The sequence below is a fragment of the Nocardia sp. NPDC050630 genome (genome assembly GCF_044457245.1).
Classification (GTDB): Bacteria; Actinomycetota; Actinomycetes; order Mycobacteriales; family Mycobacteriaceae; genus Nocardia.
The window spans coordinates 235367-252526 of record NZ_JBITGN010000005.1 but is presented as its reverse complement, the minus strand read 5'-3'; the positions used below and the strand labels follow the sequence as shown (position 1 = coordinate 252526).

Genomic DNA, 17160 nt, shown 5'->3' with positions numbered 1-17160 from the left:
AATCCGGTGCTCAGGGAATTATTCTGCCCACGTGGCAGGGGAACTGGAGCTCTCGGTGCGACCATTCCGGCGACGCATGCTGCTGGTGGCCGTCGGTGCTGTGCTGGCGGCGGGTGGGGCCGCTACTCGACCGTTCAGTTCGTCGGCAACGATGGCTGTGTTGGTGGCGGTGGTCGTCGTGTTGGTGCTCGCGTTGCGCGCGAGACCCGAGCGGATTCCCCGCACCGCTCGGCTGCGGCGCGGCGTGGCTGTTTGGTCGATGTTGTTGGTCGTCGCGTCGGCGTGGGAGATGTATGCCTTTGTGCGGCAACCGGATTGGACGCGGCCGAACCAGCTGCACCCGACCTTGTCGACGCTGCTGGATCCGGCACTCGAGCAGTTGCCGCTGCGGTTCGCCGGATGGCTGGTGTGGCTGGGTGTCGGCTGGTGGCTGGTGCCGAGATGAGCGATCGGGTGATCGTCATCGTCGGGTTCGTGCTGGTGCTGGTGGTCGCGCTCGGCGTGGTCGCGTTTACCCATATGCGCCGGGATCTGGTCGCGCCCGTTGGAGAAACGATCGCGTACCTGACGCGCACTCGGGTGGCGAGGATTGCCGCTGTGCTCATGTGGGCATGGGTCGGCTGGCACTTTCTCGCGCGGTAGGAGGGCTCGAGGTCCATGCTCGTGAGATCACCGAAGAGGCGATCGAAATACGTCGATGTCCGGAAAGTGCCCGCTGGACCCGCTCGCGATGCATGCTCCGATGGGATCACGGGGCGGCGGGCAGGATCGGGGGGACGTAGTCGAATGTCATTCCGAGCAGCCATACGAGAAGCAGTACCACCGGCAAGTGGAATAAGAACTGCAGGAACGTGAATCCGACGAGGTCGCGTGCCCGCAATTTGAGCACTGCCAGTAGCGGCAGCATGAAGAACGGGTTGATCAGGTTCGGCAGTGCCTCGGCCACGTTGTAGATCTGCACCGTCCAGCCCAGGTTCATGTGGACATCGGTCGATGCCTGCATGACGTAGGGGGCTTCGACCAGCCATTTTCCGCCGCCGGACGGGACGAAGATGCCGAGTATCACGGTATAGACGGCGATGACGATGGCGAAGCTTCCCCCACCGCCGATGCTGGTGAAGAAGTGTGCGAGGTGTTCGGAGATGGTGAGTCCGCCCCTGCCTTTGGCTTTGGTGAGGATTGCGGCCATGGCGGCGTACAGCGGGAATTGGACGAGAATTCCGGCCGTCGCGGGTACGGCGAGGGAGATGGCCTGCAGGAATTTGCGCGGGGTCCCGTGCAGCACCAAGCCGAGCATGAGGAATACGAGCAGATAACCATTCAAGGTGCTGACCACGGTGAGTACCGGTTTGCTGGTGAGCTGGGAGATCAACCAGCCCACGGTCATCACCCCGGCAAGGATCGGCAGGACACGGCTGTACTCGAGCCATTCCCCGGGACGCGAGCGTGGTGCCACTTCGTCGGGCTGGTCATCTAGATCGACGTCGAGGTCCTGTGCGGTCTTGATCGCCGCGTCCTTCGGTGCCGAGAAGTGCGCGATCAGCACCGTCAGCGCCATGATGATGGCGCACATGAGCAGGGACTGCCACGTGAAGATCGTGTGCCCGAAGTCGAGGACCCCGGTGATTTTCAGCAGGGCCGGAGGCAGCGAGGTGGCCGTGGCCTGAAGCTGCGCGGCCGAGGAGGATATTCCCAGCGCCCACACCGCGCCCAACCCCATGAACGCCGCGGCGCCCAGCGCGCGATAGTCCACGCGCAGATCGGTCCGACGGGCAATCGCACGGGCCAGCAGACCGCCGAAAACCAGGCTGAGTCCCCAGTTCAGAAGCGATATCGACATAGCCAGGAACGCAACGAAACTCACTGCGCTGCTGGCAGTTTGCGGCACGGTGGCCAGTCGGTCGATCAGCCGGGCGACAGGAGGGGAGGTGGCGATGACGTATCCGGTGAGCACCACCATTGCCATCTGGAGGGTGAATGCGGTCAGATCCCAGAAGCCGTCGCCGAACGCGTTCGCGACTGTTCGCGGCGACGAGCCATTGGCCAGCGCGGCGACGGCCACGATGAACACACCCGCCAGCGCGACAACGTATGCGTCCGGGAACCACTTCTCTGTCCACCTGGCGAGCGACTGCGCAACCCGCGCAAGACCCTTCTCACGGCTGGTTGCTTCAGCCTTTTCGGCCCCGGTTTCCGTACTGGTGGACGTCATCTCGTGGTTCCTCACCTTTCTCTCCGCACGAGGCTGTGCGATGTATGTGACGCACCACACAAGGCTCGCTTGGCGAGTATCGATGTCCTCCCTCGCGTCCAGCAAGAGAGAAATGCGCAGGTACGGTCTGCAAAAATGCAGAAATAGGCGGTGGTATGCGGTTCAGCCGAGCTCGGCGAGTTTGCGCGGCAGCACCGTCCGCTCGCGCTCGTTGCCGCACAGCTTTGCCGCGCGCCCAGTTCGGCGCGCGCCTCATCGGTGCGTCCCAGGCGGGTGAGCAGCTCACCGCGAACGCTGCACAGCAGATGCGAATTCGACAGCGCCCCACCCAAGCTGTCCACGATCGGCAGCGCCGCGGCCGGTCCCTGCGCCATGGAGACTGCCACCGCTCGGTTGAGGTCGACCACCGGCGACGGAGCCAGTCTGCCGAGCGCCTCGAAAAGAACCACGATGCGCTCCCAGTTCGTAGTCTCGACCGAGGCTGCGACGGCATGACATTCGGCGATCGCCGCCTGCAAGCCGTAGGCCCCGAGGCCGCGACCGACTTGCTCCGCGCGTGCTAGGGCGGCCCGTCCCCGGCGGATCGCGGCGCGGTCCCAGCGGATCGCGGCGCGGTCCCAGCGGCGACGGTCCTGCTGTTCCAATAAAACCGGCTCGCCGTCCGGCCCGGTACGCGCCGGGAAACGCGCGGCGGTCAGCTCGAGCAGTCCGAGCAGACCGTGGACCTCGGGTTCGTTCGGCACCAGCCTAGCCAACACCCGCGCGAGACGCTGTGCCTCGCTTGCTAACTCGAATCGGATCAGCTCGCCGCCGGAGCTGGCCGAGGAACCTTCGGTGAAGATCAGATAGATCACGCTGAGCACCGAGCCGAGGCGCTCGGCCCGCTCTCGTGCCGAGGGCACCTCGAACCGCGTCCGCGCCGCCGTCAAGGTCTTCTTCGCGCGGGTGATCCTTGCCTGCACGGTGGCGGTCGGCACGAGGAACGCCTTCGCGACTCCTCGGGCCCCTCTCTCCCCTTAGTCGAACGGGGAAGGCCGAAGATCGACGCGCCGCCGAAATTTCTTTTTCACCCTTGCCGACCGGCTTGTCGTCGTTGAAACAGGCGGCGAATTCGGCTTCGGGTGCCAGGAGTGTCCTGAGCGAGGGGAGCGGGTTCCTCGGCGGAGGTTGCTTGGGCGAATCGCACATGTAGTTGTTCGCGGACCTGGTCCGGAGTGTAGGCGCGGCGGCGGCGTTCAGCCCGCACGATCACCACGCCGGTTGCGACTACACCGGCGGCACCTGCCAATCCCACTGCCTTCCACCACCTCATACCGCATAGGCTACGTCCATGACGGGGACGAGCATCAGTCTCGATCGGGCGCTCGAGCTCACCAGAACTGGCGATATCTGGTTGTTCCGTGGGCATTCGGCGGCCGACCGTGCGATTCGGATGACCACGAACAGTCCGGTGAACCATGTGGGAATGTCGGTTGTGCTCGATGACCTGCCCGCGTTGATCTGGCACGCGGAGCTCGGTCGATCACTGACCGATATGTGGTCGGGTGTCGCGCATCGTGGCGTGCAGCTGCACAACCTGCGTGATGCGGTTTCGGTGTGGACACACCGCTACGGTCAGCAGGCGTGGTTGCGCCAATTGAACCGTCCGGCAACCACAGAGATGGAAGACAGCGTTCTGCGCACCATCGCTCGACTCGATGGAACTCCCTTTCCTTCCACTGCCGGTCTCGCCGGACGCTGGTTACGCGGTCGGGTGCGGCTCCCGCGCCGCCGGTCGAGCCGAGCAGTTGCGCTGGAGTTGGAAAGCGCGTACTGCGCGGAGATCGTGGCCGCGACCTACCAGTCGATGGGACTGTTATCGCAACAGCGCAGCCCCAATTGGTATGACCCCGGCCGGTTTTGGAGTGGTGACGGACTGGAGCTCAGTGGTGGCTATGAACTGGGTGGCGAAATAGCCGTGCAAACACCGGCCAGCTGAAGGACCTCCACCTACAGCGGTTCGAACCAGTGATCACGCAGCACCCAATCGAAATATGCCGTCATTGGACTCGCGTCGCGATGCCTGGATAGTCGAGGATCAGGCCGTGTCGGTCGTAGGTGAGGCTGCAGGCGAAGTCGAATGCTATGAAAGTCATCGGCAATCTCGGCAGAACTCACACCTGCCCGTACAGCCCCGATCGTCAGCACAAGCATTCCGACTCGTCGCTACCCAGTGACAGCGGTCTCGCGGGGAGCGCGTTCGACGAACCGAGCGGCGATTCGGCGCCTGACAGCGACCTCGTGCGGTGGTTTCGATACGCAGCCGGTGCCGCACGCTATGGGTTTGCGACCGGGCTCAGGCAGCTGGCCGGTGGGTCGACGAGGACGCAGAACGATGGGGGACGGGTGGGGCGGTAGTCGGCGGGGAGGCCACCTGCTGCGATGAGTTGGGTGTAGGTGCCGACGCCGTCGGTGGGGCGGCGGGTGAGGGAAGGGTCGGTGCGCACGTCGACGGTGTAGAGGCCGAAACGTGGTGTGTAGCTGCCCCATTCGTAGTTGTCGGTGAGGCTCCAGTAGTTGTATCCGATGACGTTCATGCCGTCGGCTTTGGCGCGTTGGATCCAGTAGACGGTGTCGCGGAGGTGATCGCTGCGGGTATAGCCGTCGCCGCGGGGGATGCCGTTTTCGGTGGGCATGCCGTTCTCCACTATGTAGAGCGGTTTGTTCGGGAAGCGGCGCGAATAATATTGCAGCGCATAGTAAATGCCCTCGGTGCGCACGGGCAGCTCCCAGATGCGTTGTCCGGGCAGCTGTGGCATCGCCGACCCGATGGCCCTGGTGATGGAACTCAGCAGCGACTGCACCGGATCGTAGGCGAAGTAGTAGTCGACGCCCACGTAGTCGAGCCGGTTCGCGACGCGATCGACGAACTCGCCGTTGACCTGCGCCTCCGAGCCCGCGACGTAACCGACATTGCTGGTCACCTGAGCGCCGGGCTGGACCTCGTGGATGTAGTCGTAGATGGCGTTGTGGGCCTGCGCGAGACGGTCGAGCATCTCGGGCCCGCTCGCCGCGCCGCGGCCGGTCTCGTGCACGATGTAGGCGACCGGCTCATTCACGGTGACCCACAATGGGTTTCGCGATGCATAGCGGTCGACGACCGTGCGCATATTGGCCAGCCAATCCCCGACCATACCCGGGTTGCGCCAGCCGCCGCGGTCGGCGGCCCAGCCGGGGTAGACCCAGTGGTCCAGGGTGATCATCGGTCGCATCCCGGAATCCACGATCTTCGCGATCACCGCGTCGTAGAAACCGAACGCGCCCGCATCCCAGGTGCCCGGCGTGGGTTGCACACGAGCCCATTCGATTCCGATCCGGAACACCTTCACACCCAGCGCGGCCGCCAGGTCGATATCGGAGGCATATCGGTCGTAGAAGTCGACCGAATCCTGGAGTGCGTCGGCACCGGAATTCGCGATGTAACGCGTCCAATTGCTATCCGGCGCATGGCCTTCGGACTGGAATCCGGAGGAAGCGACACCCCAGAGGAAATCCGAGTCGAGTACCGGTAGGGCGTTCGAGCGGATCGGCGGGACGGCGGAGGAGTTCGTGCAGAGCAACAAGGTCGACGCGGCGGCGGCGAGCGCGGCCAGGACGTACCGACGGAACCGGGATCGCATCAATTCAGGGTAGCTCGGTCGCCGCCAGCGCTGGACGAATCACGAATGCTGGCCTGATTTGCCGCATTTGCAGCCGTGCTATTCGTCAGCCTTCCAGCCGTGCCAGAACGACCGCATGCCCCGTGCGATAGCGGTTTTCACAGCTGCTGGGCGCAGGTCGGTTCTGTCGATCTGATCGATTGGGAGCCAATCGAATTCGAGATGGTCTTCCTGGCTGACCGCTTGCCGTCGAGTTCCGCATCGAAGATGAGATCGACTTCGTGGTGTGCAGTGCCACGATCGCTGTACCCGTGCTCGACTACACCGGCGAAGCCGACGATCCTGCTGGCGGTCCCGAGCACTTCGGCGAGTTCGCGGATCAGTGCGGATTCGACCGGTTCGCCGGGCTCGACGTGCCCGCCGGGGAGGAAGACCCAGGTTTTGCCGCGTTCGCGTGCCACGAGTATCCGAGCGCCCTCACGGATGACAGCGCGGGCGATGATTTCGGTGGTGGCGCTCATCGGTTGCCCATCGTGTCAGAGATCGGACCGGGGCCGGTGCCCACCGCTTGGGAAGCGAAAAGGGAGAAGCGCCTACTGCTTCGAGTCCGTCTCGCTAGTCCAGACGGGCCGGGTCTCGGAGTTTGATGCTTCTCCCAACACATGAGCCTTCATCCGCTGCGAACCCGCTCGCGCGGTGTCGATGATGTGCGCGGCCTCGCGCCCGGTCAGCCCGAGTCGCTTTGCCAGCTCGAGCGGCACTGTTTCAGCGTCGCCGACCAGCTCGACGAGCAGACGGTTGCGGGCTTGCTCTGCCGCGTGGATCTCGTTCTGAGCGGCTCGGAATACTTCCGAGCGCTCTGGTTCGCGACCGCCCTCGGCGCGTGCGAACGTCTCGCCGGTCGACAGCAGACGGGCGCGGGCGTCCGCGAGCCGCAACCTGACTTCCGCCTCGCGGTGTTCTGACATCGCAATCGCCCCCCCGGGAGTGAAGATCGTCGGTTCGAGCGCATCGGTACTAGTCGTCCACTCGATCTCGGTGTGTTCCTCGAGTACCAGTGATAGTCGACAGCGTCGAACTGTTACTGGATTCCGGCTGAGTTGGAGGTGCCCAGCGGCACCTTGGCGATCTCGCGCCATTCATATCGGTGGTTGTCCCGATTCAGCTCGATCAGTGATACGGCTTTCACCTGCTCGACAACCTCGATGTCGCTCAACTGATTTCGGGTCAGTAGGTCACGCAGGACGGCCATCGGTGCCACGCCGGTGGAGTAGGCGAGGGTGAGGTGGGGTTGAAACCGGTCGTGGCGTTCGGGCACGTTGTCGATGCCCCACACCTCCGCGATGGCTTGTTGTAATGCGTGGCGCACTTGCTGGAAGCTTTCGGTGTTCGAAATCGGCATCCCGACGGTTTCCGCATCTACTGTGGGCGGCCCGATCCGCGCGTCGAATGGTTGACGCCGGGAAAGGTGTTCGGCGGCGGCATCAGCGATTCGCTCGGCGTCTCGCGCCACGACCTCATCGGTGAACCCGATACCCTGGATCGTGATGTGCAGACCCTCTTCGCCAACAGGGTCCATCGTCGGAATTTGCGCCAGTATTGGTTCGAACAGGTCGACGAGACGTCGAACCCGGGAGTTGTCGGTGAAGGTCACGTGCCAGGTGTAGAACGACCGGCCCACTCTCCAACCAGGACGCCACCACCAATGATCATGCGTTGAATCTTCAGCCATGTGAGTCAGTTTCCGTTCGTCCCGGCTGCAAGCGCTGGCAGGGGCCCGAGATCGGCGAGTTGTCGAAATGCCGACGCGACATCAATGATTTCGGTGGTACGGCTTGCGCGTCCGGTTGTCCCGCAGGCCAGTTGGGCGATTTCATCGATCCGTTGGATCAACGGCCCGACACGGTGTTCTACAGGTGTTGTCGCCGCAACCTCGGCCAGTTCGGTAGCCGCGACATCGAGGTCGCCGAGCACGATGTATCCCTTGATCTGCTGGCAGCGGACCATGCGTTCGGAGCCGAGGTTGCGCAATGCCGGTGCGGCGCTGCGGAACTGCTCGAGGGCACTGGTAGCGAACTCGATCGACTTCGCTGGGTCATCGTTGACGAGCGCGGCATCAGACCAGTAGCCACCAGCGCGTTCAACGGGGCATGAGAAGGGGCCAGCGAATTGGTCGCTCTGTGGTTCGTCTTGCAGCTGCGCTGCGATATCGAGCGCTTGTTGAATCGCAGTTGTTGATTCCTGCCTGCGGTCGAGGTGGGCCAAGTCGATCGCCCTGGCGCTTGCCAGGATAAGCGGTGCTGTTCCAGCGTTGGCATAGGCGAGACCGTCTGCTGCGGCACTGGCGGCCTCATCGTATTCCCCGCGCCACGCCGCCGCGGTGTTCTGCGCGGCCCGGATCCAGGCGCGCAACTCGTTGTCTTCGGTGTTCTCGGCAAGGGCCCACGCGGCGCGCAGATGTCGCTCTGCGATCTCCGGATTCCCGAGGTCGGTGGTCATCCAGCCCAGGATCGTCATGGACCATCCGGCGATTCCGTAGAGTTCGGCGCTCTGTCTGGGGCGTTGCCGTCCCTGGAGCAATTCGATCGCCCGATCTCGAGTCTGGACTACCCGCCGAAACAGCGGCAGCGTCGGTGATTTCAGGTATTCACGTGTCACCCAGCGCAGGTTGTTCCGAAGGTCTTTGATCGTCAGCGGACCCACGTTTGTCGCTTCCGCCCATGCCAGTAATGACGCTGATTCATCGGCCGTCGCGAGTAGAAGGTCCCCGTCGCTCGGCGCATGCGCGGTCTCGGGGCGGGAATTGTTTGCGGCGAAGGTCCGAAACCGCTGTTTCGCATCGTCGGTGGCATCCTCCAGAACCTGGTAGAGCAAGCGCTTACTTGCCTCGTGCATGTTCGATGTCTGCCCGGACTCCCAGAGGCTGAGGGTCCGTTTGGTGACGCCGACGATGCGCGCGAACTCCAATGGGCTGCGCCGCATCGCTTCGCGGAGGGCGCGGATCTCTGCGGGCGTCCACTCGATATTCACCATACGGTTCGCTCCCCCTGCGTAGACCAGTGCCGAACAGCAAATTACCCGTTCTTAACTATTCTCGCGCCGGTTCCGCACTGTTATGGACCGATTCCTTTGCTGCAGGCTCATTTCAACACCTGATGCAGGTCGCAGGCATTTTCCATCCAGTGCGCGAGATGTCCGAGCTCTAGGCACGCGGTTGGACGCTACCGCCGAGGCTGCATCGATTGCCGTAAGAGGGGACAGGATGCCGACGCGATTGGACATCGCAGAACTGACGACTCGCGACTGCTGTGCGCAGCTCTCATCGAGGACATCGACCGGGAGCAAGCCCCGTCCATCGTCACTACTCATACCGGACGCGGACCGCAGTGCGAGCCGTTCCGCGCGGCACTCGGCCGTCTCTCCGATGTCATCGGCTGATCCGAGCCCGCGATCATGGCGTACATCTCTCGGAGTCGGGTACCACGGTCGCAATATCGGCGGAAGGAAGCCATGACGAATACAAGTCTGCCGCAACGTGTTCCGTTGATCGGGCCGGTAGCGGGGTATAGCGGTGCACCTGTGGATGTCGTCGAGATGTTCGCGGATGCGGTTCGTGAGTGGGCCGAGCGGTCTGTGTCCGCACAGTCGTCCCGGTGCCGGGGTGTCGAGTCCTCCGGCATCGGGCGCACCAATCAGAAAGGGGAGTGATGCGCCGAGATAGGTTGCGCACCAGTCGAACTCGAGATGGTCGCAAGGTTGCGGTGTGGCAGTTGGCGGGGAAAGCCGCGCGCATCGTGCGCGTGCAATTCGTTTCCGAATCTTTCACCGCGTACCGCTTGCCTTCGCGCACACCGCTTCCGGAAGTGCAACCGGGAACAGTCATATTCGAACCGTACCCAGATCTAGCCGCTGCTCGGGAGTTGCTTCCCAAGCACGGCGACCTGTGGGACGCGCTTCGTGACGACTACTGGGCAGCGCTGATCAATCTGACGGACCTGCCGAACTCGTTGGAGGCGTAGATCAGATGGTCGAGATAGATCTGTCCCATCGAAGCGAAATCGCCCCATCCGTGGGGGCATTGCTCGCCGTCTTCCATGAGGACACGCACCACAAGCTCGCGCTCGCGCCTACTGACAGCACTCCGATCTATGAGCGGTTCTCCGATGGCTGGCTGAGTCGGGTTGACGAAAACGGCTGGATTTGCGATTTGGACGCGGATTTGGATAAAGACGACGCGATCACCGTCATGCCGACCAGCGTTCACGACACAGAAAGGTCATGAGTGTGAGCAGCGGCCGCTTCAGGCACGCGAGAGTTGGTGCCCACCAAGTGATTACAGGGGAACAGACGGTGCAACCAACCGCCGGACGAACGTCCCGGTTCGGTCATTCTTAGGGGAAAGTCATGACCAAACTCGTCCAATTCCTTACGATCGGCGCCGCTTTAGCCGTCGGCCTGGCAATCCAACAGCCAGTAGTGGCTGCCGAACGTGGTACTTCACCTTGCGAATTCACGTTCGCGGGACCAGGGGTGCCGTACTTTCTGAACAACGCTGTTCTGGTCGGCGGCTACGCCAACTGCAATCTGGCGCCCGAGACTTTCCATATCTCGCTGGAATTGATGTACAAGCCGTTTGGCGGCAACTGGGTTCGCCGTGCGGCCGCAACCGATTCCAAGATGCCCGATCCGCGCCTCAACATCGCGACTTGGGCCCAGTGTGAGCCCGGAGCATGGAAGGGCGTGGCTACGATGTGGGTGGCCGTGAATGGTGTGACTGTCAGCTCACCCGGGGCACAGACCATGCCCACCATCATCACTTGCTGAAAGACGGGACCGGCAATGAAGCTCCGACGAGGTACCTGGTCACAGCGTTGGTACTGGCTCCGACGCGATATCGAGGTGTTGACCGAACGCCTAGCGCCGAGTGCAGGAACCGGCTATCCGGTGCGTCGGGAGTTCGGTGGGTGGGCCGTGCGCCCACTGCGTGGCTGGCGGCGGTGGCGGTGGATTACGCCTCCGATGTACTACACCCGCGCTATCCCGGCCAGCGACGAGAATGCCGCGTTGGACTGGGGGATGGAGCGCCTGGGTATATAGCGACCCCGGAGCCTGGCCCGGCCGAGTTTGCCGTTCGGTTGAGGGATCACTGAGCGCGAATCAGGCGTTGGTTGCAGAAGTCGAGACAGGGAGTCCCCGATCGAAACATCATTCGCTCATCATGGGCAGTCCGACGGCGGGCAACGCACTGGCACGGCGCCGGGTTCCATAGTCCTGACCGGGGCAATCGTTGGCGTCGCGTTTCTTCTGTGCGTCCACCTCGACTGGGCTCCGTTCGTTGGGGACTCAACAGGTCCTGATCAGCTTGTAGTTCTGGTGATCGGCGGGGTTCTGCTGGGTGTTTCGCTCCTGGGGTGGGCGATCAAGACGCTGTATCTGCTCGGGCGAGAGCATCGGTGGTCCTGGAAAGTCGCCGCGGTGCCGGTGATTGTGGTCGCGGGGCTGGTGGTCGGGTTGATTCTTCGGCCTGCGAGCTTCGGCTCCGCACGGGCGGAGATGGAAGGCGTCGCGGTCGAGATGCTGCGCGAGGATGGGCCGAGTACCCGCCGCGACCTGAGTCCCGGCGGGCTCGACATTAGTTTGGTTCAGCGTGAGTCCGATGGGCGCGTCTACTTCTATGACGCCGATGGTTTCGTGGGTTCGACTGTCCGCGGTTGGGTCTATTCGCCCGGTAGCGAGCCGGTAGGCAGTGGCGGGCGACGATTCGAAAAGCTGTCTGGAGATTGGTATTCGTTCGTCTTCGATATCGAATGACGTCGCCGATGGCTCGACTCCTCCGTACGCGATCGTGAAATATCAAGTGGCAGTGCCCATCTGCACGACAATCACCCGATCATCGGGCGTGGGGGCGATGGCGGCGGGGCACAGTCACGGCCCGGTCGACACATCAACGACGATCTGATCCAGAGCGCGGGCCGGAAGCGATCAGGAATCGAGAAGCGCCGGGTGCGGGGTAGAAAATAGCGTTGCTGACATGAACATCACCGTTAACCAAGCCGCTATCGAATCCGTCATCCTCGAGGTGCCCGACACCGCGGCCGCAGAGGCCTTCTACACCGCCGCGTTCGGTCTCGGCGACAAGCTGCGCGTCCGCGCTTCGGAGGCGCCGACGACAGGCTTCCGTGGCTTCATCCTCTCGCTCGTGGTGTCGCAGCCGAGCACCGTCGACAGTCTCATCGGCACCGCTGTCGACGCGGGCGCGACGATATTGAAGCCTGCCAAGAAGAGCTTCTGGGGCTACGGCGGCGTCGTCCAGGCTCCGGATGGGGCGATTTGGAAGATCGCGACGTCGTCGAAGAAGGACACCGGTCCGGCTACCCGTGAGGTCGACGATTTCGTGGTTCTGCTAGGGGTCGACGATGTCAAGGCGACCAAGCAGTTCTACGTCGATCGCGGCTTCTCCGTGGCAAAGAGCTTCGGCAGCAAGTATGTCGAGTTCGACACCCCGGCGTCCATGATCAAGCTGGCGCTCTACGGGCGACGTGCCGCGGCCAAGGACGCGGGTGTGCCCCAAGAGGGAACCGGGTCGCATCGGATCGTCATCGGTGGCAGTGCGGGAGTCTTCACCGATCCGGACGGGTTCGCGTGGGAATCTCACTTGGCGTCCCAGTAGCACTCCACCACCGCTGTCGTGAACGGGAACCGCACCGGTGTCGGGCCGAAGGCGATCCGGCCCGCGGTCTCGGCCGCGGTCGCGATCATTTCGGCGACCGTCGGGGCTTCCTCGGCCGGGCAGTGCACGATTACCTCGTCGTGTTGGAAGAAGACCAGTTCGGCGCGGAGTCCGGCGTGCGTCATCGCATGACGCACGCCCGCCAGCACCAGCAGCGCCCAGTCGGCGGCGCTGCCCTGCACGACGAAGTTGCGCGTGAAGCGGCCGCGAGCGCGCGCCGCGGAGGTGCTGCCATATCCCTGCGCCTCGGGGGATCCGACCGACGCTGGCGGACAGGTGCGACCCAACCAAGTGCGCACCAAGCGGCCCTCTTCACCGGCGCGGGCCGCGTCGTCGACATACGCCACCGCGGCCGGATAACGTCGGCGCAGTTCGGCCATGTGGGTCAGGGCATCGCCGGAGGTCTGGCCGTACATGGCGCCGAGCAGGGCGATTTTGGCCTGGGCGCGGTCGCCGCCGAAGACACCGGCGTATAAGTCTTCGCCGCGACCGGCCACCTCCATCAATCCCGGGTCGCGTGAGATCGCCGCGAGTACTCGCGGCTCCATTTGGTCGGCGTCGGCGACCACCAGACGCCATCCCGGGTCCGCCCGTATCGCTTGCCGGATCACCTTGGGGATCTGCAGGGCGCCGCCGCCATTGGTGGTCCATCGGCCCGAAACCGTGCCGCCGGGCAGGTACTCGGGACGAAAGCGGCCGCCGTGCACCCACTGGTCGAGCCAGGACCAGCCGTGCGCGGTGTACAAGCGGTACAGCGATTTATAGGCCAGCAGCGGCGCTACCGCCGGGTGATCGATGCGCTGGAGCTCCCATTTTCGGGTGGAGGACAACAGGATTCCGACGCGGGCGAAGGCTTTGATGATGTCGTTGGGCAGGTCTGGCCGAACCCGCACACCTTCCCCGAAGGCCCGCGACACTTCGTCGGCCAGCTCCGCCATCCGGCGCGGTTCCATCCCACCGGGAAACCGCTCGCCCAGCAGATTGTCCAGCAGCTCGCGGTGGACGTCGGCGCGCCAGGGGATCCCGTTCCGGGACAACTCCGTGGCAACCAGCATGCCCGCCGATTCAGCGGCAAGAAGCAGCCGCATCCGGTCCGGATGTTCGGTCTTCGCCGTACGCGCCAACTGACCCGCGTAGACCTCCAACAGAGCGTCGAACTCATCCGTGCCCGGCGGTAGCGGTACCGGACCCGATTCGAACAGCGACGGCTGAGTCTCGGCGGCACGTGCGGGCGCATCCGGGGGGACAAGCAGGTTATGCAGTCGCGCCCAAGCGGCCGCCAACGACCGAGCCTGCCCCGACTGTCCCTCCTCATGTCCGATCAGCAGCGCCTCCGCGGCCTGCACGTCATAGCACCGCTCGACCCGCACCCCCGCCGCCAACAACGACCGGTAGATCTCGGGCGTGGACCGCCACACCCACCGCTCGACCTCAGGACGTGCGCGCACCGCCCCGGCGAGTGAGGGTTCGTGTACCACTGGTCCCGCGGGCCGACCTTCCTGATCGAGTGGACACAGCCGCGCACCCCCGTCGCCCGTTTCCGCCACTGCCCATCTCACGTCGCTGAGTCTCGCACCGAGCACAGACATCCCCGCGGTAGCGGAGTCGGCCGTCGGGGATCTAGGCGCATCCGGTGATTCCGCCGTCGAGCGGGATGACGGTGTTGATGCGGAAAATGCCCGCGGGCCGCCTGGTCACCGCCCGGATTGTGCTGCCGCCGCACGAGTGTCGAGCTGTGCCAGCGACAGTTGATGGCGTGGTCCATAGTCCAGGATGGTGGTCGATCGGACGCGGAGACGGTCGTCGACATGAAGTAGTTCGCCGGGGGAGAGTGCTCGCCAGCGTGGGTCTTCGTCGGTGCGTTCGCTGGCGACGACGATCGCTGGGAAGTCGCGCAGGTGTCCACTGCGGGTTCGGATTCCGGCTCGTCCGGCCTGGTCCAGGTGCCGATCGCCCTGGGGGCCGCCGGCGGCGCGTTCCAGGACGAACAGGTCGTGCGTATCGGGGTATCGGAGTGCCCACAGGTTCGTTGCGTTGGTGAGCACCAGGTTGAGGGCGTAGACCGGTAGACGGTCCGCGATCCACCTGACCGCGTCGGTGATTCCTGCGGTGACGTCGCCGTCGTGTTTGTCGGTGCGATTGGTGATCAGGGCGAAGAATCGTTCGGAATCGGTGTCACCGTGTACCAGGTCGAGGTAGTCGCCGAGTTCGGAGTCGAGTTCGTCGAGGCCGTGCAGGACGCCGTTGTGGGCGAACAGACGGCCTCGTTGTTCGAACGGGTGGGTGTTGCGGGGTTGCAGGTCACCTGTGGTGGCGTAGCGGATGTGTGCGACGAACGTCATCGATTCTCGTTCGCGCGCCTCCCGGGCGAATTGGACGTCCTCGTATGCGGCGATGGGTTGTTTCTCCACCAGTGGGGCCTTGTCGGCGGTGAAGGTGCCGAGGCCGACGCCGTCGGGTTCACGTCTGCTCTGTATCGACAGACTGTCCGGCGCATCCAGCAACCAGAATGTGGCCCGCACCCGCTGCGGCGCGGCCGACAAACCGAACAAGCGACACATGGGACTCCTGCCTTGGCGTTGTCCGCGTGTGATGACGGTCCTGCGATCGTAGTCCCAGGTCAGCCGATCTTTGCGTTCCGGTCCGGAATCTCCGGGTCCGGTCCGGAATTCCTGTCCGGCGGGTGGACCAGGGGGTTCGGCGCGCGGGCCGGTGCGGCTTCTCGATCGAGAAGGAGCGCGCTCATATCGTGATCACGACACATCAGGGCGGGGCGGAAATCTGTAAACCGCGTCGGTGCAAGTGATTTCAATTCTGAGGGGGATTGGCCATGTGGGAGTGGAGCAAACGTGTGGCGGAGCACGCCGCCGCTGCGGCGTGGACCCATCGCCAAGAGGTGTACCGACCGACGATTTGTGACCCGGAACCGGAAGTCGCAACAGGCAGCACGCGCGCCGTGGACGGCGGTTGCGCCGCGGATGAGGACAACGGTGCGGAGGACCCGGCCGTCGATGACGGTGGTTCCGAGCCCTAAGACCGGATCGGAACCACCGTTGAGCCTGCATCGGCGGCGATGCGGGTCGCGACTTCACTTGGCCGCAGACCGGTGGTGTCGATGACGTGGGCCTGCGCGCGGTGCCATGTGCGGGCTGGTTCGGCGTCGCAGCAGCGGGTTTCGACGCCGAACCCTGGTCGTCTCAGCTCTTCGCGAGTGCTTCGCTATTCACGACACCAGAGCCGGGCGCAGCGGGGCCAGCGCCCGCGCCCATGCCAGCAGCTCGTCGACCAGCCCGTGTATCGCCGCAGTGTGCAGTTCACGTGGTTGGAAGTCGGTGAAATTCACGAAGTCCTCGCTCAATGTCAGCGCCACCTGTGGCCCGATATCGGCCATCCGCAGCACGCCCGCCTGCGCGCGCAGCTTCTGCACCGCCATGACCGCGCCGTAGATGCCGTAACCGACGTAGGCGACCGGCTTGCCACCCCATTCCCTGTGCAGGAAATTGATGGCGTTGGTCAGGGATGCGGGTGGGGCGGTGTTGTACTCGGGCGTCACGAAGATGAAGGCGTCATAGGAACCGATGCGCTCGGCCCATCGCCGGGTGTGCGGCTGTTGGCCCGGCGCCCGGAGCGCGGGGACGGGCTCGTCGAGCAGTGGCAGCTGGTAGTCCTGTAGGTCCACGAGATCGAATTCCGCGGTGTCGTCTGCGTATTCGACTGTCCGGTCCCGGACCCATCGGGCCACGCGGTCGCCGTTGCGGCCGGGACGGGTGCTGCCGATGATGATGCCGATTCTCATGATTCTCCTTTGACCAGAAACTGGAAACACCCGCGCGGGCGGAAGCGAACGCGCTGTGCGTAGCCATTTCCTCGAGCGCGACCGCGGTGCGTCCGGCGAAGTCGGCGCGCCGTACGAGCACAAGACGCTCGCGACCGCGGTCCCGTAACACCCACGTCTATGTGACGTGTGTCACCGTGCGCTGAGTGGCGGTGCTTATGCCGACGCGAATATCGCCGGATCCACGAAGAGGGCGTCGCGAGCGATGGTTCTCGGAAGATTCCGCTGCCTCGACCAGGCGGCCGACGAGATCATGTTCCAGCGATGCCGTCCGGTGCCGATGCTTCTATCGCCTGTTTCATTTCCTTGATGCCGTATTCGGTGCGGATTCGGATATCGGGGGCGATGGTGTCGGGCAGGACGTCGGTTGTCCAGATCAGGCGACCGCGCTCGCCCTCACTGTGAACCTCGAAGGATGCGTGGTGGTAGTCCAGCGACGGTCTGGCCCCGGCTACGACGGAGTAGGCAAGTCGGCGGATTCGGTCGTCGATGGAGACGATCAGTTCCCGGATGATGTGGCCGTCGGGGAAGGTGAGGAAGCGTTCGACGCCCTGGATGCGGGTGTTGGCGACTCGGCCAGGGAGCAGGCGTGTGTGCACGGCGCCGACATCGCGGACGACATGCCAAATATGTTGTGGAGAAGCGTCTATGACGATTTCGGTGCGAATGGTGGCCATGGGTTCGAGTCTTGCTCATCTCGAGCGAAGCCGCGCTGCTGGGACGTGTGGTTATCGCCCAGAATTCA

The 17160-nt window shown here is 64.1% G+C and carries 21 protein-coding genes and 1 pseudogene; 10 read left to right on the top strand and 12 right to left on the bottom strand.

What is annotated here, in order from left to right; all coding sequences use genetic code 11:
- Positions 1-31: 31 nt before the first annotated feature.
- On the top strand, positions 32-445 hold the full coding sequence (locus tag ACIBG0_RS16135; RefSeq protein ID WP_397033118.1) for a hypothetical protein: 414 nt from the start codon (positions 32-34) through the stop codon (positions 443-445).
- Complete coding sequence (locus ACIBG0_RS16130) at positions 442-642, top strand: DUF6186 family protein (RefSeq protein ID WP_397033117.1); 201 nt, start codon at positions 442-444, stop codon at positions 640-642. The genes ACIBG0_RS16135 and ACIBG0_RS16130 overlap by 4 nt, the downstream gene beginning before the upstream one ends.
- A 106-nt stretch (positions 643-748) precedes the next feature.
- On the opposite strand, the gene ACIBG0_RS16125 is transcribed toward ACIBG0_RS16130, so the two are convergent.
- The 3 genes and pseudogenes from ACIBG0_RS16125 to ACIBG0_RS16115 form a co-directional block, all read right to left on the bottom strand.
- On the bottom strand, positions 749-2212 hold the full coding sequence (locus ACIBG0_RS16125; RefSeq protein ID WP_397033115.1) for a short-chain fatty acid transporter: 1464 nt from the start codon (positions 2210-2212) through the stop codon (positions 749-751).
- Positions 2213-2374: 162 nt separating this feature from the next.
- Positions 2375-3207, bottom strand: a pseudogene (locus ACIBG0_RS16120) (RNA polymerase sigma factor); the annotation flags it as partial.
- Positions 3208-3278: 71 nt separating this feature from the next.
- Complete coding sequence (locus tag ACIBG0_RS16115; RefSeq protein ID WP_397033113.1) at positions 3279-3524, bottom strand: hypothetical protein; 246 nt, start codon at positions 3522-3524, stop codon at positions 3279-3281.
- Positions 3525-3542: 18 nt separating this feature from the next.
- Here ACIBG0_RS16115 and ACIBG0_RS16110 point away from each other — a divergent pair, with 18 nt between their 5' ends.
- A complete protein-coding gene (locus tag ACIBG0_RS16110; RefSeq protein WP_397033111.1) occupies positions 3543-4190 on the top strand; it encodes a hypothetical protein in 648 nt (215 codons plus the stop codon).
- A 337-nt stretch (positions 4191-4527) separates the two neighbouring features.
- Here ACIBG0_RS16110 and ACIBG0_RS16105 read toward each other — a convergent pair whose 3' ends face one another.
- The 5 genes from ACIBG0_RS16105 to ACIBG0_RS16085 all read right to left on the bottom strand — a co-directional run bounded on the left by ACIBG0_RS16105 (position 4528) and on the right by ACIBG0_RS16085 (position 8883).
- Positions 4528-5871 (bottom strand): family 1 glycosylhydrolase, encoded by a 1344-nt coding sequence (locus ACIBG0_RS16105; protein WP_397033109.1) that lies wholly within the window; start codon positions 5869-5871, stop codon positions 4528-4530.
- Positions 5872-6008: 137 nt separating this feature from the next.
- Complete coding sequence (locus ACIBG0_RS16100) at positions 6009-6371, bottom strand: NUDIX domain-containing protein (protein WP_397033107.1); 363 nt, start codon at positions 6369-6371, stop codon at positions 6009-6011.
- Between the two features lie 72 nt (positions 6372-6443).
- Positions 6444-6818: a hypothetical protein gene (locus ACIBG0_RS16095; protein ID WP_397033106.1), complete on the bottom strand. Its 375-nt coding sequence runs from the start codon at positions 6816-6818 to the stop codon at positions 6444-6446.
- Positions 6819-6931: 113 nt separating this feature from the next.
- Positions 6932-7504, bottom strand: coding sequence for a 2'-5' RNA ligase family protein (locus ACIBG0_RS16090; protein WP_397033104.1), 573 nt, complete (start codon positions 7502-7504; stop codon positions 6932-6934).
- A gap of 83 nt (positions 7505-7587) precedes the next feature.
- Positions 7588-8883 carry a helix-turn-helix domain-containing protein gene (locus ACIBG0_RS16085; protein WP_397033102.1) on the bottom strand — a complete coding sequence of 432 codons (1296 nt, stop codon included), beginning with the start codon at positions 8881-8883 and terminating at the stop codon, positions 7588-7590.
- Positions 8884-9557: 674 nt separating this feature from the next.
- Here ACIBG0_RS16085 and ACIBG0_RS16080 point away from each other — a divergent pair.
- The 6 genes from ACIBG0_RS16080 to ACIBG0_RS16055 all read left to right on the top strand — a co-directional run bounded on the left by ACIBG0_RS16080 (position 9558) and on the right by ACIBG0_RS16055 (position 12520).
- Positions 9558-9869 (top strand): hypothetical protein, encoded by a 312-nt coding sequence (locus ACIBG0_RS16080; protein ID WP_397033100.1) that lies wholly within the window; start codon positions 9558-9560, stop codon positions 9867-9869.
- 5 nt (positions 9870-9874) lie between these two features.
- Complete coding sequence (locus tag ACIBG0_RS16075) at positions 9875-10132, top strand: hypothetical protein (RefSeq protein WP_397033099.1); 258 nt, start codon at positions 9875-9877, stop codon at positions 10130-10132.
- 122 nt (positions 10133-10254) lie between these two features.
- A complete protein-coding gene (locus tag ACIBG0_RS16070) occupies positions 10255-10674 on the top strand; it encodes a hypothetical protein (RefSeq protein WP_397033098.1) in 420 nt (139 codons plus the stop codon).
- A gap of 15 nt (positions 10675-10689) precedes the next feature.
- Positions 10690-10947, top strand: a complete 258-nt coding sequence (locus ACIBG0_RS16065; RefSeq protein WP_397033096.1) for a hypothetical protein — start codon at positions 10690-10692, stop codon at positions 10945-10947.
- A gap of 276 nt (positions 10948-11223) precedes the next feature.
- Positions 11224-11661, top strand: coding sequence for a hypothetical protein (locus ACIBG0_RS16060; RefSeq protein ID WP_397033094.1), 438 nt, complete (start codon positions 11224-11226; stop codon positions 11659-11661).
- Between the two features lie 220 nt (positions 11662-11881).
- Entirely contained in the window at positions 11882-12520 is a 639-nt protein-coding gene (locus tag ACIBG0_RS16055; protein ID WP_397033092.1) for a glyoxalase, read from the top strand.
- On the opposite strand, the gene ACIBG0_RS16050 is transcribed toward ACIBG0_RS16055, so the two are convergent.
- Together ACIBG0_RS16050 and ACIBG0_RS16045 are read right to left on the bottom strand one after the other, a co-directional pair.
- On the bottom strand, positions 12502-14139 hold the full coding sequence (locus ACIBG0_RS16050; protein WP_397033091.1) for a bifunctional 3'-5' exonuclease/DNA polymerase: 1638 nt from the start codon (positions 14137-14139) through the stop codon (positions 12502-12504). The two genes, ACIBG0_RS16055 and ACIBG0_RS16050, sit on opposite strands and share 19 nt — an antisense overlap.
- A gap of 135 nt (positions 14140-14274) precedes the next feature.
- Positions 14275-15141: a class II glutamine amidotransferase gene (locus ACIBG0_RS16045; protein WP_397033090.1), complete on the bottom strand. Its 867-nt coding sequence runs from the start codon at positions 15139-15141 to the stop codon at positions 14275-14277.
- A gap of 290 nt (positions 15142-15431) precedes the next feature.
- Here ACIBG0_RS16045 and ACIBG0_RS16040 point away from each other — a divergent pair, with 290 nt between their 5' ends.
- Positions 15432-15614, top strand: coding sequence for a hypothetical protein (locus ACIBG0_RS16040; RefSeq protein WP_397033088.1), 183 nt, complete (start codon positions 15432-15434; stop codon positions 15612-15614).
- A gap of 189 nt (positions 15615-15803) precedes the next feature.
- On the opposite strand, the gene ACIBG0_RS16035 is transcribed toward ACIBG0_RS16040, so the two are convergent.
- Together ACIBG0_RS16035 and ACIBG0_RS16030 are read right to left on the bottom strand one after the other, a co-directional pair.
- Positions 15804-16376, bottom strand: a complete 573-nt coding sequence (locus ACIBG0_RS16035; protein ID WP_397033086.1) for an NADPH-dependent FMN reductase — start codon at positions 16374-16376, stop codon at positions 15804-15806.
- 290 nt (positions 16377-16666) lie between these two features.
- Positions 16667-17092, bottom strand: a complete 426-nt coding sequence (locus ACIBG0_RS16030) for an SRPBCC family protein (RefSeq protein ID WP_397033084.1) — start codon at positions 17090-17092, stop codon at positions 16667-16669.
- Positions 17093-17160 lie beyond the last annotated feature (68 nt).

Bases quoted from the DNA above. Each gene is read 5' to 3' on its own strand.
- ACIBG0_RS16125 (WP_397033115.1), bottom strand. From the start codon at position 2,212: ATGACGTCCACCAGTACGGAAACCGGGGCCGAAAAGGCTGAAGCAACC.
- ACIBG0_RS16075 (WP_397033099.1), top strand. From the start codon at position 9,875: ATGGTCGAGATAGATCTGTCCCATCGAAGCGAAATCGCCCCATCCGTG.
- ACIBG0_RS16110 (WP_397033111.1), top strand. From the start codon at position 3,543: ATGACGGGGACGAGCATCAGTCTCGATCGGGCGCTCGAGCTCACCAGA.
- ACIBG0_RS16105 (WP_397033109.1), bottom strand. From the start codon at position 5,871: ATGCGATCCCGGTTCCGTCGGTACGTCCTGGCCGCGCTCGCCGCCGCC.
- ACIBG0_RS16070 (WP_397033098.1), top strand. From the start codon at position 10,255: ATGACCAAACTCGTCCAATTCCTTACGATCGGCGCCGCTTTAGCCGTC.
- ACIBG0_RS16100 (WP_397033107.1), bottom strand. From the start codon at position 6,371: ATGAGCGCCACCACCGAAATCATCGCCCGCGCTGTCATCCGTGAGGGC.
- ACIBG0_RS16035 (WP_397033086.1), bottom strand. From the start codon at position 16,376: ATGAGAATCGGCATCATCATCGGCAGCACCCGTCCCGGCCGCAACGGC.
- ACIBG0_RS16055 (WP_397033092.1), top strand. From the start codon at position 11,882: ATGAACATCACCGTTAACCAAGCCGCTATCGAATCCGTCATCCTCGAG.
- ACIBG0_RS16030 (WP_397033084.1), bottom strand. From the start codon at position 17,092: ATGGCCACCATTCGCACCGAAATCGTCATAGACGCTTCTCCACAACAT.
- ACIBG0_RS16085 (WP_397033102.1), bottom strand. From the start codon at position 8,883: ATGGTGAATATCGAGTGGACGCCCGCAGAGATCCGCGCCCTCCGCGAA.
- ACIBG0_RS16130 (WP_397033117.1), top strand. From the start codon at position 442: ATGAGCGATCGGGTGATCGTCATCGTCGGGTTCGTGCTGGTGCTGGTG.
- ACIBG0_RS16065 (WP_397033096.1), top strand. From the start codon at position 10,690: ATGAAGCTCCGACGAGGTACCTGGTCACAGCGTTGGTACTGGCTCCGA.
- ACIBG0_RS16115 (WP_397033113.1), bottom strand. From the start codon at position 3,524: ATGAGGTGGTGGAAGGCAGTGGGATTGGCAGGTGCCGCCGGTGTAGTC.
- ACIBG0_RS16045 (WP_397033090.1), bottom strand. From the start codon at position 15,141: ATGTGTCGCTTGTTCGGTTTGTCGGCCGCGCCGCAGCGGGTGCGGGCC.
- ACIBG0_RS16095 (WP_397033106.1), bottom strand. From the start codon at position 6,818: ATGTCAGAACACCGCGAGGCGGAAGTCAGGTTGCGGCTCGCGGACGCC.
- ACIBG0_RS16080 (WP_397033100.1), top strand. From the start codon at position 9,558: ATGCGCCGAGATAGGTTGCGCACCAGTCGAACTCGAGATGGTCGCAAG.